General features: G+C 47.9%; 14 protein-coding genes. 8 read left to right on the forward strand and 6 right to left on the reverse strand.

Features of this window, described 5'->3' with window-relative positions:
- Positions 1-387 precede the first annotated feature (387 nt).
- The 3 genes from QNJ26_02140 (at position 388) to QNJ26_02150 (ending at position 2,455) form a co-directional block, all read left to right on the forward strand.
- A complete protein-coding gene (locus tag QNJ26_02140; GenBank protein MDJ0984316.1) occupies positions 388-1,482 on the forward strand; it encodes a sulfite exporter TauE/SafE family protein in 1,095 nt (364 codons plus the stop codon).
- A gap of 13 nt (positions 1,483-1,495) precedes the next feature.
- Positions 1,496-1,924 carry a hypothetical protein gene (locus QNJ26_02145; GenBank protein MDJ0984317.1) on the forward strand — a complete coding sequence of 143 codons (429 nt, stop codon included), beginning with the start codon at positions 1,496-1,498 and terminating at the stop codon, positions 1,922-1,924.
- Positions 1,925-1,993: 69 nt separating this feature from the next.
- Positions 1,994-2,455 (forward strand): universal stress protein, encoded by a 462-nt coding sequence (locus QNJ26_02150; GenBank protein MDJ0984318.1) that lies wholly within the window; start codon positions 1,994-1,996, stop codon positions 2,453-2,455.
- Positions 2,456-2,736: 281 nt separating this feature from the next.
- Here the strand turns inward: QNJ26_02150 and QNJ26_02155 are convergent, their stop codons facing one another.
- Complete coding sequence (locus tag QNJ26_02155; protein ID MDJ0984319.1) at positions 2,737-4,014, reverse strand: citrate synthase; 1,278 nt, start codon at positions 4,012-4,014, stop codon at positions 2,737-2,739.
- Between the two features lie 612 nt (positions 4,015-4,626).
- On the opposite strand from QNJ26_02155, the gene QNJ26_02160 reads away from it, so the two are divergent.
- The 4 genes from QNJ26_02160 (at position 4,627) to QNJ26_02175 (ending at position 9,754) form a co-directional block, all read left to right on the forward strand.
- Positions 4,627-5,418, forward strand: a complete 792-nt coding sequence (locus tag QNJ26_02160; GenBank protein ID MDJ0984320.1) for a hypothetical protein — start codon at positions 4,627-4,629, stop codon at positions 5,416-5,418.
- A 191-nt stretch (positions 5,419-5,609) separates the two neighbouring features.
- On the forward strand, positions 5,610-6,635 hold the full coding sequence (locus tag QNJ26_02165) for an ABC transporter substrate-binding protein (GenBank protein ID MDJ0984321.1): 1,026 nt from the start codon (positions 5,610-5,612) through the stop codon (positions 6,633-6,635).
- 85 nt (positions 6,636-6,720) lie between these two features.
- Positions 6,721-7,818: an ATP-binding cassette domain-containing protein gene (locus QNJ26_02170; GenBank protein ID MDJ0984322.1), complete on the forward strand. Its 1,098-nt coding sequence runs from the start codon at positions 6,721-6,723 to the stop codon at positions 7,816-7,818.
- 226 nt (positions 7,819-8,044) lie between these two features.
- Positions 8,045-9,754, forward strand: a complete 1,710-nt coding sequence (locus tag QNJ26_02175; protein ID MDJ0984323.1) for an ABC transporter permease subunit — start codon at positions 8,045-8,047, stop codon at positions 9,752-9,754.
- 149 nt (positions 9,755-9,903) lie between these two features.
- Here QNJ26_02175 and map read toward each other — a convergent pair whose 3' ends face one another.
- Positions 9,904-10,827, reverse strand: coding sequence for a type I methionyl aminopeptidase (gene map / locus QNJ26_02180; GenBank protein ID MDJ0984324.1), 924 nt, complete (start codon positions 10,825-10,827; stop codon positions 9,904-9,906).
- Between the two features lie 241 nt (positions 10,828-11,068).
- On the opposite strand from map, the gene QNJ26_02185 reads away from it, so the two are divergent.
- The gene (locus QNJ26_02185; protein MDJ0984325.1) at positions 11,069-12,022 is read left to right on the forward strand and encodes a sulfite exporter TauE/SafE family protein; all 954 of its coding nucleotides are present in this window, start codon (positions 11,069-11,071) and stop codon (positions 12,020-12,022) included.
- 241 nt (positions 12,023-12,263) lie between these two features.
- On the opposite strand, the gene QNJ26_02190 is transcribed toward QNJ26_02185, so the two are convergent.
- The 4 genes from QNJ26_02190 to QNJ26_02205 form a co-directional block, all read right to left on the reverse strand.
- On the reverse strand, positions 12,264-13,283 hold the full coding sequence (locus QNJ26_02190) for an ABC transporter ATP-binding protein (protein ID MDJ0984326.1): 1,020 nt from the start codon (positions 13,281-13,283) through the stop codon (positions 12,264-12,266).
- Positions 13,283-13,978, reverse strand: a complete 696-nt coding sequence (locus QNJ26_02195; protein ID MDJ0984327.1) for an ABC transporter permease — start codon at positions 13,976-13,978, stop codon at positions 13,283-13,285. The genes QNJ26_02190 and QNJ26_02195 overlap by 1 nt, the downstream gene beginning before the upstream one ends.
- Before the next feature lie 176 nt (positions 13,979-14,154).
- A complete protein-coding gene (locus tag QNJ26_02200) occupies positions 14,155-15,045 on the reverse strand; it encodes a substrate-binding domain-containing protein (GenBank protein ID MDJ0984328.1) in 891 nt (296 codons plus the stop codon).
- Between the two features lie 149 nt (positions 15,046-15,194).
- Positions 15,195-16,142 carry a helix-turn-helix transcriptional regulator gene (locus tag QNJ26_02205; protein MDJ0984329.1) on the reverse strand — a complete coding sequence of 316 codons (948 nt, stop codon included), beginning with the start codon at positions 16,140-16,142 and terminating at the stop codon, positions 15,195-15,197.
- Positions 16,143-16,408: the final 266 nt, after the last annotated feature.

Genomic DNA, 16,408 nt, shown 5'->3' on the forward strand with positions numbered 1-16,408 from the left:
AATTTTATCCAAAAGATAGTCTTTATACGAATGCAGTAGATCTGACATGATGGACTGGATGTCATCTCGTTGGACTTTCTAGTTTAGCCTAAAAAGACCTACCAAATGGTCATGCAAACCGAGTGTGCATGCGAGCTCTCCGCACATCGAAAGATGCTGCGGTGAAGCTCCACACGCTCGGTTTTTCTTTTTCGCACCTACCCATATTGATTCGCGCTTACCGAACCAACAAGCCTGCTGTTGGGGCAGCCGTGTGCCACATTACGGTATAAATATCTGTATTAGTTGGATTTTCATATACTTACAGATCCATATTTTGATTGACAAATAAATTCATTGTGTGGTAGATGGCTCTTTCTGCAAATCACAATAAGGAGGAGGAAACGGATGAGCAAATTCTTTAAATCCCCCTGGCTTGAAGTCAATGTGATGGTGCTGGTGCTCATCATATCGTATGTTGCGTTGAGCCTGTTCACTTTTGGTGCGGAGACGCAACCCGGCCAAATGTCCGGCGCAGCCATTTGGGGATGGATTTTCGGATTCTTTTTACTCAGTTTTGCTATTGCGATGGTGGCCGTGATCGGCGGCATTGGCGGCGGTGTTTTATTTACGCCTTTTATGCTGGCTTTTACACCTGTGGACAGTCTCATTGTCCGGGCCACTGGTCTGATTGTGGCCATGTTCAGCGGTCTGATCTCCACCGGTCCTTTTATGAAAGGCGGCCTGGCCAACTTAAAAATCTGTATATTCTGTGCGGCTGCATATGGTGTCGGGGCTTTCGGTGGCGCCCAGGGCGCCATTTACGTAGCCCAGCACCTGGGAGAGACCGGCGAAGGCCTCGTGCGCCTGGCCCTGGGTCTCATTCTATGTTCGCTGGCGGTTTATTTTCTGGTCGGCGGTAAGAAAATCGAGTGGCCCGAGGTTAAAAAAGTGGATGGCTTCACAAAACGACTCAAGCTCTCCCAACCCTACTTCGAGGTATCCCTAAACAAGGTCATTGATTATCCGCTGACCCGGGCCGGTTGGGTGCTGGGGGCCATTATCGGCGTGGGCCTGCTTTCCGGATTTTTCGGCCTGGGAGCCGGCTGGGCCATCGTACCGGCCCAAAATGTGATCATGGCCGTTCCCCTCAAGGTGGCGGCTGCCAACAGCGGGGTTCTGCTTGGTATGGGCGATTGTATTGCCGTTTGGCCTTATCTGCTAATGGGCGCCATCATTCCGGTCTTTGCTGCGCCATGGCTGGTCGGGCAGGTGCTGGGCGGCTTGCTCGGCTCCCTAATTCTGATCCGGGTCAAGGCTGGTTTTGTCAGGTTCCTGCTCATCGGTTTTATGTTTTTTGCCTGCTTCGGGCTGCTGACCAAGGGTCTCGGCATGCTGGGTGTCATCGGCGCGGTGCCGATATGGCTCAACGGGTTGGTATTTCTGGTGATATTTGCCGCCGTTACCCGTTCCATTATTAAATTCACACGATCAGAATCCTAAAGGAGGAGATGATATGAGTGCTCCAGAAACCCCGACAATGCCGCGTGCACAAACTGTATATGGTGCCATCGTATACTGGGTGACCATCGTCGCCTGTCTGATCTGCACGGTCGGTCCGGTCATATCCGTGGCAGCGCCGGAAAACAATGTTTTAAATCCCTATAAGCTTTTTAACGCCATTTTTCAGGGCAAAGATGCCCAGACCGTATGGCAGGAAGTGGGCGGCGGATTCCCCGGTGGTCATTTTTATCTGAAGTATTTCACCTACGGCGATGGCTTCACGCAGTTTGGTCTGGCTTTGGGCTGCAGCGTCGCCTTGTGGGCTCTGGTTGCCGCGGCGTTTGCATATGTCTCTGACAAGATTTATCTTTATGTATGGCTTTCATTATGGGTAGCCGCTATGGTTGCCCTGTCCATGATTGGGATATTGGCAGCGCACTAAGCATAAGGATGAAATCTAACATCTGGCAACCGTGCTATGAGCGCTGAGCTTATTCGGGAGGATATTATTATGACAGAACTGGTATGTGTATGTCCCTTAACCCGGGGTGAAAGAATCCTGGTGGCTGTTGACGGGTCCGACTTTAGTATGGCCGCGGTGGAACAGGCCATCAGCCTGGGAGGGATTTGTAACAGTCAAATATTTGTCGTCAGTGTTGTCGATCTGTATCCGGAACAAATGGAAGTTGCCCCGACCCTTGTGGAACATATGTCAGAAGAGGTCCGGCAGCATCTTGATGAGGCCAAAGCAAAGGTCGACAAAGCCAAAATACCATGCGAGACCATCGTTCACATGGGGGGCGCGCCGCACGAATTTATTGTCCAGGAAGCAAAGGATAAAAATGTTGATCTGATCCTCATGGGAACCCATGGCCGCACCGGGCTCAAACGGGTCCTAATGGGCAGTGTCGCCCAAAGTGTGATTGCGCACTCGCCCTGCCCCGTCATGGTGGTTCCGACGACTACAAAATAGCGCCTGGATCTATTTCCCAAGTGTTCATTGATGTGCGCTGGACAAAGTGGACTGCGCCAATCGTCAGTTAGAGTTGGCCAATCAATGCACCCAAATTTTGATGGTGGGAATTAATCTAGCGCATTAATTGCTAAGGTTAAAGCTATATCAAAAATTGTAGATAAGGTTCAAAGGCAAGGCAAAAATCGATTCAAAAGCGGAGTATACACGTAAGTATGCGAGCATTTTGAATCGATTTTTAACGCAGCCCTTGAGCCTTATATGCATTTTTGAGATAGCTTTTAGCGTTTATCGATGGGGATAAACTTAGTCTGCGTCGGACCGGTGTATATCTGGCGGGGGCGACCCAATTTCCAGTTGGGATCATCCAGGCTTTCCTTCCACTGCGCAATCCAGCCCGGTAATCGACCAATGGCAAACATAACCGTAAACATGTTGGTCGGGATACCGATGGCCCGCAACACAATACCGCTGTAAAAATCGACATTCGGGTACAGATTGTGCTCGATGAAATAATCATCTTTTAGCGCCACCTCTTCAAGTTCTTTGGCAATATCCAGCAGCGGATCGGAAATTTTCAGTTTGGCCAAAAGCGCGTCACACATCTTTTTCATAATCTTGGCCCGTGGGTCGTATGTCTTGTATACCCGGTGCCCGAATCCCATCAGGCGAAAGGGGTCCTTTTTGTCTTTGGCCCTTTCAATCGCCGTGTCCATATTTTTGTTCTCGGCAATATCACTGAGCATTTCAATAACGGCCTGGTTGGCCCCGCCATGCAACGGGCCCCACAAAGCGGCAATGCCGGCTGAGATAGCGGCATACAGCGTCACCCGGGCGCTTCCCACCAGCCGCACCGCCGATGTCGAGCAGTTTTGTTCATGGTCGGCATGCAAAATCCAAAATACGCGCAAAGCATCGACGGCATCGCGATCAAGCTCATAGGGTTTGACCGGTGAATCAAACATCATATTTAAAAAATTGGCGCAGTAAGCCAAATCCGGTCGAGGATAGACCACTTTATGACCTCTTGAAATTTTATAGGACATGGCCGCCAGCGTTCGAATCTTGGAGAGCAAGCGGGTCATGGTCATGTTAATCTCTTCTTCCAGGTTCTGTAACTCCGGATAAAAACTTCTCAGGGCATTGACCATCGACGACAGAATTCCCATGGGATGAGAAGAACGCGGAAAGCTTTCATAGAAGGTGCGCATGTCTTCATGCACCAGCGAGTTGTCGTTGAGCAGGATCGAAAATTGGGTCAGCTCCTCGCGATTCGGCAAGCGGCCATTGATCAAAAGATAAGCGGTTTCTTTAAAGGTGGCCTTGGCGGCCAGCTCCTCCACCGGAATACCGCGATATCGCAATATGCCCTTTTCCCCGTCCATAAAGGTGATGGAACTAGAGCAGCTGCCGGTATTGGCATAACCGGGATCAAGGGTGATCAGGCCAGTGTTGGCCCGCAACTGCGAAATATCAATGCCCCTTTCCCCCTCGGAGCCCTCGACAATCGGAAGTTCATATTCATTTTGACCGTAAATCAGTTTAACCGTCTCTGTCATCGTTTTGTCCTCTTTCAATTACCGAGTAACATACAAAAAAGTTTTTACCTGAATCTTGCATGAAAATTAATGAGAAGTTGAGATTGCATTAAATTACAAACAGATAAACAAATTATAGAATTTATTAACAAATACCAACAAGGTATAAAGGATGAAAATCATTTTATCTCATTAATTTTCACCCAGAAAACAACGCGGCAAGCCGGAGGCTTCCATCTGCTAAGTTATTAAGGCCGAGGCATCCGCTTGAGGCGGATAACCTCGACCTTAAATGCCTTGCATATGAAAGCCTCCGACTCGTGCAAAATTCAGTTTTTATATATACAAATAACGCATTGTTGGCAACCCGACAACCATCAGACCCGGTTCTAACTGTGAAGTTTACTTGCCAAAGGCGATGTGGTAAAGCAGGAGAAAATTCCACTATCTTGAATAGTGGAATTAAAAGGTTACGCGTTCCGGGTTACGAGTTGAAACTTAAGGATGCTTTCTACAGCGCAAAACGCGCAACAAGTATCCCGAAGCCCGTAACGATAGGCCAAACATTTGCCACAAATATTTGGATTAAGACCTGCCGTTTTATTAATTATTTATATTTGATAGGGGAACCCCATGTCCTTCAAAGAAAATCTGCTGACCAAAATAAAAATCGACCGCCTGGCCGCCAAGGTGATGGCTTCCATTGGACCGGCCGAAAGCGGCCGCAAGGTGGACAAAGACGCCATGCGTCAACTGTTGGAAATGAGCCCCTATGAATACCAGAAAGAGCGGGATCTGGATCTGTATGTTGAGCCCATAGATGGGGAGCAAAAAAAAATATTGGTTCTCGACAACGAGCTGCCCATTTACCGCACGACCATTGAAGATGTGACCATCCGCAAAAGCCCGCTGATCAAAGAAATGGTCAAAATCCGCAACATCATCAAAATTCTCAAAGACTCGGATGTCAAGCTCAGCCGCAAAGAAGAATCGGTCGAAGCCGTCCAGCAGGAATGCATCGACCAGCTCGATCTTTCCTTTAATGCATCCGACATAGATGAAATAGCCAAAGATGGTCAGGCTTCGCTGGAAAGAGATTTCCCGGATGGCGTCACTGAGAGCCTGGAGTTGTTTGCCGAGCTGTTAGACTACATACCCGCGCCCAAAGCATTTCAGCTCAGCCGTCATATCATTTTCGGAACCCTGACACCCAAAGCCGCCGGTGAGATGTTATTCGGCCCCATATTGATTTACAACCAGATTCATGGCCAACTCAAGCTTATTGATGAGAAATTCAGCAATTTCGACAAACCCAAGATAGAGCGCATGCAGCAGATCGCTGCCGGTAAACAAAAGGCTGCGTTTGAAGGACCTGATGTTTTTGAACATTTGAAAAAGCTAGTATTGAAAAAAAATCAATCATAAAAAAATACTTGCCGCCCTTTTTTCTAAACAAAACGCTCGTGCATCCGCACGTTAAATCCAACGAAATGCGGGCAAACGCCGTGTTTCTTCTTGACATACCCTACATATCAAAGCTATCTATTTTCAACGTATAGCTCGATTTAAAAAATAAATTTAGTTCAGCAGAACACCAATAAAAAGGAGGGTATATTATGAGAAAGATTGGAATTCTTTTTATCTGTGGCCTCATTACTGTTTTTCTAATCGCGGGCGTAGCCGCCGCCAAGGAACGGGTGGTGGTGTATACTTCCCTGGAAAATGAAGAGATCGTCGAATATCTGAAAGTCGCCAAAAAAGAGCTGGCGGATCTGGATATTCAGGCCATCCGACTGTCTACCGGTGAACTGGGCGCGCGCATGCTGGCCGAAAGAGACAATCCCCAGGCTGACTGCATCTGGGGCTGGGCGGTGACCAATATGTCGGAATTTGTCCCCAAGGGTATGCTGGTCCCATACAAACCCAAAGGCTGGGATAAGATTCCGGCCAATTTCAAGGACCCCAAAGGTTACTGGACTGCCATTGACCTGTATGCCGCCGCATTGGTCCCGAACACCAAAGTTCTGGAACAAAAAAACATGCCGATGCCCAAGGGCTGGAATGATCTTTTGAATCCGGTTTACAAAGACGCTCTGATCATGCCCAACCCGGCCAGCTCCGGCACGGGATTTTTACAGGTCGCCAGCCTGCTGGTGATGATGGACCCGGATTACAAGAACAAACCCGTCGAACAGAACAAAGCATGGGATTTTTTAAAGAAACTGGATAAAAACATGGGCCAGTACATCAAGAGCGGCTCCAAACCGGCCAAGCTGACCGCCGCCGGCGAATATGCAGTCGGCGCTTCTTTTGCTTTTGTGTACTCTTCTTTGAAAAAGAAAGGCTTTCCGGTTGCACTGGTAATGCCGCAGGAAGGCGCCGGATTTGAACTTGAGGCCAACGCGCTGCTCAAGGGCGCTAAAAATGAGGCCGCCGCCAAGAAATTTTTGGACTGGGCCATCAGCAAACAGGCCATGGAAGAATATGCCAAATTCAAACTGGGCGTCACCTATCCCGGTGTTTCCGGGCCAAAAGACCTGCCCGCCCTTGAAACGATTAAACTGGCCCCGATGGATTTTCCGTGGCAGTCTGAAAATCGCACCAAAATCCTGGAAGTCTGGCAAAGCCATTTCCTGAGATAGACCTGTCTTTCATGATGCATTTAGAAACTTCATAAATCCTCCTCCGGGAGGATTTATGAAGTTTTGTCTTTAATCGGATCTACTTATGGAAACCACCTCTAAAGAGCTTGTTTTAAAAAATATCAACAAAAATTTCGGCGAGCTGGTGGCGGTCAAGGATGTTGATCTGGTGATCGAACCCGGTGAGTTTGTTTGCTTTTTGGGACCCAGCGGATGCGGCAAAACCACACTGTTAAGAATCATCACCGGATTCGAGCAGCAGACCAGCGGGGACGTCATTTATGACGGCAAAATTATCAATGATGTTATTCCGCAGAAACGGGATTTTGGGATCGTTTTCCAGTCTTATGCTCTGTTTCCCAACATGACGGTGCATCAGAATGTCGCCTTTGGCTTAAAAATGCGTAAAATGCCCAACCGACTGATCGATGAACGTGTCAGTGAAATCCTCCAGCTGGTGGGACTGGCTGACTGGGAAAGCCATTACCCCTCCCAGCTCAGCGGTGGCCAGCAGCAACGGGTGGCATTGGGCCGGGCGCTGGCAATCAAGCCGAAAGTCCTTTTACTCGATGAACCCTTGAGCGCTTTGGATGCCAAGATCCGTATCCGTCTTCGCACGGTTATCAAAAAGCTGCAGGAAGAGCTCGGTATTACCATGATCTATGTCACCCATGACCAGGAAGAAGCCCTGGCGATGGCGGATCGAGTTGCAATCATGCGGGATGGTGAGATCAGACAGATCGGCTCGCCGTGGGAAATTTACAAAAAGCCAAAAACCAGCTTTATTGCTGAATTTGTGGGCACCTCCAACTTTATCACCGGCAAGAAAATAAACGGCAAAGTCCAGTTTGGCCGGCTGGAACTAGCGATCGCAAACCTCGCTGATTCCGAAAAAGGGACGGTATATCTGGCCATTCGGCCCGAAAACATTGAGCTGGTGGATGAAAGCTCGCTCGCCGAAAACTATCTACCTTCCAATATTGTTGAAGTTGAAGCCGAGGTTATAAATTTTTTAGGCGCCATTGTCAGAGTGACGTTTATCCTGGAAGAAGAAGAAATGCTGGTGGATATTTCCGAAAAAGAATTTGAGCGTCTGGGCTTAAAACGCAAGGATAAATTTAAACTTTATTTTCCGCCGGAGGCGTTTCATCAGTATGAGGAGTTGTTCAGAAAACTCATTTAGAAGTTGGCTTAAAAATGCATCTAACGCCCAAGGGCTTTGTTAAAAACCGATTCGAAATACTCAAATACTACCGTGTATGCTCCGTTTTCGAATCGGTTTTGCGCCGCGCCCTTGGACGTGATCTACTATTTTTAAGCCAACTTCAATAAATTCAAAGCCTTTAGTTTATCAGGTTAGAGCAATTTTAAGGAATCTTCAGATTCGCAAATAATTTAAGATTTGCATAATGGATACAACCGCTGCTGCTGACATATCCGCACAATACCAAGTTTCGGCCGCAAGGATGGAGATCGATCGCTTTATTGTTCCCACAGTGACGATTTTCATTGGCCTAATCCTTTGCTTTTTTATGCTTTTTCCCCTGTCGGCCATTCTCAAGATGAGTTTCTTCAAAGGTGGCGAGTTTGCCCTGGCCAATTTCACTTTCGCCAATTTTCAAAAATATTTCACCACCGCTTACACCGTCAGAGCGCTGTGGCATAGCCTGTATGTATCGGTCGTCACAACTATTATCGTTACGATTATCGTGTTTTTTTACGCCTATGCGATGACCCGCACCACCATTCGCGGCAAGACCTTTTTTCGCAATATCATCATGTTGCCGCTGATAGCACCATCAATTATTCAGGCGTTGGCGTTGATTTATCTGTTCGGCCGCAATGGTCTGATAACAGCTCATCTTCTAAAAACAGACTGGAATATTTACGGGGCGACCGGCATTATTGTATCCGAAGTTCTGTATTGCCTGCCGCACGCTTTTGTCATTTTATATACCACCCTATCGGCAGTGGACATCCGGTTGGATGAAGCCGCTGAAAGCCTGGGCGCGTCACCTTTTAAAGTATTCACCCGTATCACATTGCCGTCTGCAAAATACGGCATTTTCAGTGCCGCAGCCTTGACGTTCAATTTAACCATTACCGATTTCGGTAACCCGGTGGTCATCGGTGCCGATTATAATGTGCTGGCCACCGAAATCTATGCCCAGGTCACCAATCTCTACCGCTTTGACCTGGGAGCAACCATCAGCATCATTTTACTGGTGCCGTCGCTGATGGCGTTCATGCTTAATTATTACATTTCCCGCAAAACATTTTCGATGATCAGCGGGGCGGCCAGACCCGTGATTCCACCATCGCGGCCGCTAAAAAAGATCTCCTACACGATTTATTGCAGCCTGGTGACTTTTGCCATTTTTCTTGTATTTGCCACCGTTATCATCGGCTCTTTTGTTAAAATTTGGCCCTATGACTGGACGCTGACCCTGGCCCATTATAATTTTCCCTCCATCGGCGGATATTCCGCTATCTGGACCAGTGTCTGGGTTTCGCTGATCGTAGGAATTGTCGGTGCATTTATCACACTAGTTGCCGGTTATGTTATGGAAACCCGCAAGCCGTTTATGAAACAGACGATTTATTTATTGTCGGTCATGCCGGCGGCAATCCCCGGTCTGGTGATGGGACTGGGATACATTCTGGCCTTTAACAAACCGTATTACTTTTTTTATGGAACCCCCTGGATCATTGTGATCAATATCGTGATCTGCAATTTCACCCTGGGTATCTTGTCCAGTATATCCAATCTGCGAAACATCGATCCGTCCATTGAAGAGGCAGCCATCAGCCTCGGCGGCGATACCTTCCGCACGTTTTTCCGCATTATCTTTCCCCTGTCACGGGTAGCCTTCTTTCAAAACTTTGTCTATTTCTTCATGCGCTCAATGACCACTATCAGCGCCGTGATCTTTCTGGTTTCGGCCACCGTCCACCTGGCAGCCATCGAAATCATCATGTTAGACAATGATGGTTGGACTGCCAGCGCCAATGCCATGAGCACCTGTATCATTGTGATTGTATTGGCTATGCTGGGAATTTTGCAGATTGTGGCTAAAAAGACAGGTCGGCGACCGGAAGGTTTAGTGTCTGAAGTGTGATGCGTTTGGGAAGTCGAACAGACCTCTTGAGCGTAGGTAAAATTTAAAATTCTTTAGGCTTTAATGAAATTTTGGGCCTTTGCGGCTTTGCGTGAGGCCATATTAATTTTCGCTCAAAACAGAACAGGCAGGTCTATCACGGAGAATCCTTAGGACAAATTATACGGAGTTAAACTTTCGTAACCATTTTGCGTTACCAGGATGGTTTGCTCAAACTGAGCGGATAAAGACTTATCTTTAGTCACCGCCGTCCAATTGTCATCCAGAATTTTCAATTCGTGGCTACCCATATTGATCATGGGTTCGATCGTAAAAACCATCCCCGGAATAAGACGAATGCCCTGCCCTCGCCGGCCAAAATGCGGGACCTGAGGCGCCTCGTGAAATTCAAACCCGACGCCATGGCCGACAAAGTCTCTTACCACCGAACAATTCTGGCTCTCAGCGTAAGTTTGAATGGCCCAACCAATATCGCCGATGGTGTTGCCGGGTTGAACCATAGCCATACCGCGTTTGAGACACTCTTTAGCAACGCCGACAATTTTAACTGCATCGGGCCCGGGCGTGCCGACAAAAAAGGTTTGATTGGCATCCGCATAATAGCCGTCCAACACCGAAGTAATGTCGATATTGACGATATCGCCGTCTTCCAGCACCCGCGTGCCGGGGATACCGTGGCACACAACTTCGTTAACCGAAACACAGACACTTTTCGGAAATCCTCTGTAATTTAGAGGCGCCGGGCGGGCCCCGTTTTTAACGGTAAACTCATGCACCATGGTGTTAATATCATCTGTCTTTATTCCCGGTCGAATAAGATGAGTGATCTGATCAAAAGTGTCCAAAACCAGCTGCCCGGCACTGCGAATACCCAATATATCGGATTGCTTTTTTAGACGGATCTTGTAGCGTTGGGCATACAGCGCTCCGGGATCTTTACTATCCTGGGTTTCTTTTCCCAGACAGCATCTTTTATATTTTAGCCCGCTGCCGCAGGGGCAGGGATCATTTCGACCCACTTTCACGGATGTATCCTTTTTAGTTAGCAGATTTAATCTGGTTTTAGATTTCATTTAACAGAGACTCAGTCATGATCCGCCCGCTGATGGTCTCAATGAGGTGGACATCATTAGCTTCTTATCAAAATTGATTCTTGTATACCAAATACTATCTTAATTCAACCATAATGCAAAGTAAAACCAGTCAGGATAAATTTTCATGTTTGCTATTCATTCAAAAAAATATCATAATAACCGCATCAGAATATAAGCGCAGATCAAGTGATAAACATCGAATCACCGGAGATTCAGGCTGATGCATTTTGAGGTGTCAGGCGTAACGGTTTCGCCATTAATCCCCTTTGGCGTGGCATTTATTGTCTCACTGTTTACTTCAACCGCCGGGGTATCCGGCGCATTCCTTTTATTGCCCTTTCAGGTCAGTATATTGGGTTTTACAAGCCCAGCAGTTTCTCCCACGAATCTGTTCTATAATGTCGTTTCCATCCCCAGCGGCGTTTATCGCTACATGCGAGAACAGCGCATGTCCTGGCCGCTGACCTGGGTTATTATCATCGGAACCCTGCCGGGTATATTTATCGGCGCTATTATTCGAATTTTGTATTTGCCGGATCCAAAAAGTTTCAAATTTTTTGCCGGTTGCGTACTTTTATATATCGGCCTGCGACTCGTTCAATCAACGATTAAAAAAAATGATATTTCAATTGAAAAAGCAAAAGCTGCCGAAGAACGTTTCTATGCCGAACAAGACAGCAAGGCAGCGAAGGCTGAAAATAAACCCATCCAGACAACCGGTGTTAAAACCATCAACGTCTCCCTAACCCGTTTCAGCTATAGCTTTTACGGTGAGACCTTTTCTTTTAATACCATAGCTTTGCTGGTGCTCGCGTTTATCGTTGGAATTGTCGGGGGCACTTACGGTATTGGTGGGGGGGCTATTATTGCACCATTTCTGGTAGCGTTTTTCGGTTTACCGGTGTACACCATCGCCGGTGCCACCTTGTTTGCCACGTTTGCCACTTCGATTGCCGGGGTTGTCTTTTATGCCGGCATTGCCCCGTTATTTGCGTATACCGGTCTGGCAATTGCACCGGACTGGGCGCTGGGCGCTTTATTTGGCGCCGGCGGTTTTTTAGGCATTTATTGCGGCGCACGTCTTCAAAAATATATGCCCGCCAAGATCATCAAGATTATTCTCATGCTCACCCTGCTCTTCGTCGCCATCCGATACATTTCATCTATTTTTTAATTGGTTCATAAATTCCAATGTATGGGGATTCACGCACAATGTTGCAATCCCAAACTATTAGGTTTCGGGTTTCAGGTGTCAGGTGTCAGGGCACATCGGAAAGACAGGGCAGTGCAGATGGTGAAAGCGAGTAAATAAGGTATTATCTGGCGTCTGTTTCCTGTCCCATTAGTTACTGACACCCGAAACCTGACACCTGAAACCTTTACGTCCGGTAAAAATTTACGAATTTAATATTGGTTTAGAGCCATTTAACAGTATTTGGATCATACTTGAGGGTGACGTGCTGGCCCGGATAGAGGTTTTCCTGTTGAACCTTGTGGTGGGACAATTTTAGGGTAAGCGGCAGGGAACCGATAAGAATGGTGGCCAGCGTATCGGCGCTGTTTTTATCAAGTGTCAGACGGGTGACGATGCCCTTTAGGATAGGGGCATCGTGTTCATCTCGCTGCTTATCCATTCCATTAGCGATGCCTGAGAGTCCAAGAATAGCCACTGCATCCGGTCCGGGCGGGTCGGACAAGCGAATACACTGCCCGTCGGGTAATTGTTTTTCCCAAAGATGTCCGCTCAAAGGACGCCAGGGACCGAAAATGATATTTTCCCTGCCGGTGCCGAACAAACGACCTTTAAACAAGTGCATTACCTGGTCACAAACATCGTACAGCCAGTCGCGGTCGTGGCTGGCGATGAGCAAAGTGGTGTTCCACTCCCGGCGCGCCATCAAAGCCGCTTCTTTGATCTGCTGTGCGCTGGCAACATCGACATTGGCGGTGGGCTCGTCCAACAGCAATATTTCCGGTTTGAGCACCAAGCGGGCAGCCAGCGCCACCCGCTGGGTCTCCCCGCCGGAAAGCTGATGGGCGGGGGAATCCATAAAATCCGCCATCCCCACCATATTGAGCCCCTTGATAATTCGGCGCTTGCGCTCTTCTTTGTCAATGCCTCTGATTTTCAGACCGAATTCCATGTTATTAAATACGCTCGTCGTAAAAAGAAGGGGCAATTGATCAACCAGAACCACTTCCTTACGCAAACGCTGCAAGTAAGGCTCAACAAACTGTACCGGTTTAGATTTATACGTCAACACACCGTTGGTGAGGGGCTCAAGAAAGGCTAGAATATTTAACAGGGTGGTTTTGCCGGCACCGTTGGGGCCCTGCAGCCCATAAATCGCCCCTTTTGCGATATCCAGTTTCTGAATATCAAGAATCGTACGATCCTGATATGTTTTGGTCAGCCGCGCAATATTAAATAGCATCAGGAACGAATCCTTCCCTGAAATAAATGAAATAACAGATTCATTGCGAAACTCAGACCCAGCAGCACAATGCCCAGGGCCACCGCCAGGGTAAAGGCGCCTTTGTCATATTCCAGGGCCATGGCGGTAGTCATGGTGCGGGTAAATCCGCGAATGTTGCCGCCCAGCATCATGCTGATACCGACTTCCGAGATGACGCGGCCGTATGCTGCAATGACCGCGGCCACTATACCGTAACGCGCTTCACGGAATATGACAAAGGCCGTTTGCAGGCGATTGGCGCCAAGGGTCATCGCTGTCTTGCGGTAGCGCTGATCAATTCGGCTGATGGCTGCAATGGTCAGCGCTGTGATCACCGGGATGATCAGCAAAGTCTGACCAATAATAATGGCTTTCTGGGTGTACAGCAGGTCGAAAACACCCAGTACCCCGCGGCGGGAAATAAAGGCATATACAAAAAGCCCGATGACCACCGTTGGAACCGCCAGCAGCGTATTGAGGCAGGTAATCATAAAGCGCTTGCCCGGAAAAGATTCAAAGGCAACCAAAAAACCGAGCGGAATCCCCACCAAACTGGCAAAAAGCGTTGAATAACCGCTGACCTTTAAAGAAACGGCAACGATATCAACCATCTCCTGATCAAGTGAAACAACCAGGGCAATGGCGGAAATAAAACTGTCAATCAGCAATTCCACAATTGGTGCTCAATCCAGGGTGTTAAATAATCAAAAATGTTATTGCTTATAATTTCAAAATAGCCTTTAGCTAAAGGTTGGCCGGTTGAGCCAGTTAGGCCGGTTTATGAATGAAAGTGACTGATTTGAAGATTGCGTAACCGGCTAAACGGGCCAACGGGCTCAACGGGCACAACCTATTTAACCGCATCCGGATAAAATAGTTGTTTGCCCAACAGACGGTAATTATTGATCACTGTCTGCCCTTTGCTTGATACCAGCCATTCGGCAAAGGATTTGGACAGATCGTATTTGACGTGCGGATGTTTTTGGGGACTGATCGGAATCACCCCATAGGGATTTGCCAAAGCCGGATCCCCCTCGCACAGCACCACCAGGTCAATGGGCACATCGCGTCCGAATTTGTACTTAATATAGGTGCCCCTGTCGGCCAGGATGTATGCCTGCTTTTCATCTGCAAAGGTCAGGGCTTTGCCCATACCCTGCCCGATGGACAGATACCATTGGCCCTGGGGACGGACAAATCTAACTTCTTTTTTCTTGCCCTTTTTGACGATGGTTTGCGTCATTTTTTCCAGAGGTAAAGCGGTGGATTTCCAGAGGGCCTGCTCCTTTGAATGCGTGCCGCTGTCATCACCCCGCGAGACAAACCCTGCCTGGACCGCCGCAATTTTCTTGAGGGCCGCAGCCGCATGGGTCAACCCTTTTATGGCAGCCGGATCTTTTTGAGGGCCAAGAATAACAAAGTCATTATGCATGACGGCATAACGCTTTGTACCATACCCATCGTGCACAAATTTATCCTCACGGGCTTTGGCATGCACAAAGATGACATCCACATTACCGTCCATGCCATCGCGGATCGCCGCTCCGGTTCCTTTTGCAATGACCTTCACCTGAATGCCGGTATCCTTTTCCAGCTCAGGCAGCAAGATGTCCAGAAGACCGGAAGCCTGGGTGCTGGTTGTGGTCGACATCTTTATGATTTTATCCCCTGCCGAAGCAATGCCGCCAAAAAAATAAATCGTTAAAACCGCTATAAAAAGTTTAATCCCCAGTTTTTTCATTACATCCTCCCTTTGCATCCAATTTCCATATTCGCTCCACTGTCATTTGTCTCTTGTCATCTATCTTCTGCTTGCCCGGCGTCTTGTCCGGCGAAGTTTTTTTGGCCGCCATAGCTTTAGCGACGGCGGTTAACGAAGACGGAAGCTCGTCAGAGTGAAGACGGGTCATCTGTCTTCTGTTCTGTATCATCCGCACCCGGATATATCATCTTACCGCTTAAGCTGATATCATAGCCCTGTAAGGCATCCGCCATGGTCCGAAACGGCTCTTCGTGCAAAAGACCTAAAAACCGCTGAATGGCTTCATCAAAAAATCGATCCTTTAGAACCATCAGATCAAATCGTTCCCAGCGAATGGGGATAAAATCGATATTCAATAACCCGGCGACAGTCCCGATGCCGGGGCCGGTGTCGGCACGCCCGGCCAGGATTTCAAGCCCCACGTCCAGATGACGGTGAACCTCATTACCGTAACCATCGATTTTTTCTCCTTTAATGCCGGCTTTTTTAAATTCGCGATCCAGCAATAGACGCGTTCCGGTCCCCGGCGATCGGTTGACGATTCGCATATCGGGTTGGGTTAGATCGGCGACGCCGCAAATCTTTTTGGGATTGCCCTTTGCCACCAGGAGACCTTGCTCGCGCCGTGAAAAATTGACTACCGCCGGCATGGAGTCCAGCTCCTGGAAAGCATATTCAAAATTATAGTCTTCCTCATCATCCTGCAGCAGGTGGCTTGAAGCAATATGGCATAGATTCTGGCGTAGGGCTCGCAGGCCGCCCATGCTGCCCAGGTTTCCAAATACTGCTAAAGGTGCCTGAGTCTGGCTGTTGAAAAGCGAAATCGCACGATCCAATAAGGGATCGTTGCTGCCGGCCAGAATAAGGATACCCGGGTCTATGGAATGAAGGTTGCCTGTTTCCGGATAGTTGATGGTCTGGGTTTCAACCCATTGTTCCACCAGATGCCTGGGAAACAGCCATTTACCCGTTACTTTGGAAGCCGGCAAACCTTTTTCAGCCACCAGGGTGTAAACCATCTTTTCATTCACATTTAAAAATTCAGCGACTTCTTTAGTGGTCAAAAGCTTTTTCATAATGATCCGCCTGTGGACCCACAACGCCTTTTCAGGGCCAAATCCAGATTTTCAAAGTGGTTTTATAGCTTTTATTGTAATAATATGTCAATATTATTACTGAACTTATAGTTTATAATACTTATAATTACAAATAATAACAATAAATCTTATTTTTCAGCTGCTTAACGGGAGATTTCAGCTTTAAATAGAAAGCTTGATTCAGGCGCTCGATCTCAGATCGGGCAATCAGGCGTGGGTTAAATACAAATCCAAATTTTTATTGT

Source organism: Desulfobacterales bacterium (assembly GCA_030066985.1).
Taxonomy (GTDB): Bacteria; Desulfobacterota; Desulfobacteria; order Desulfobacterales; family JAHEIW01; genus JAHEIW01.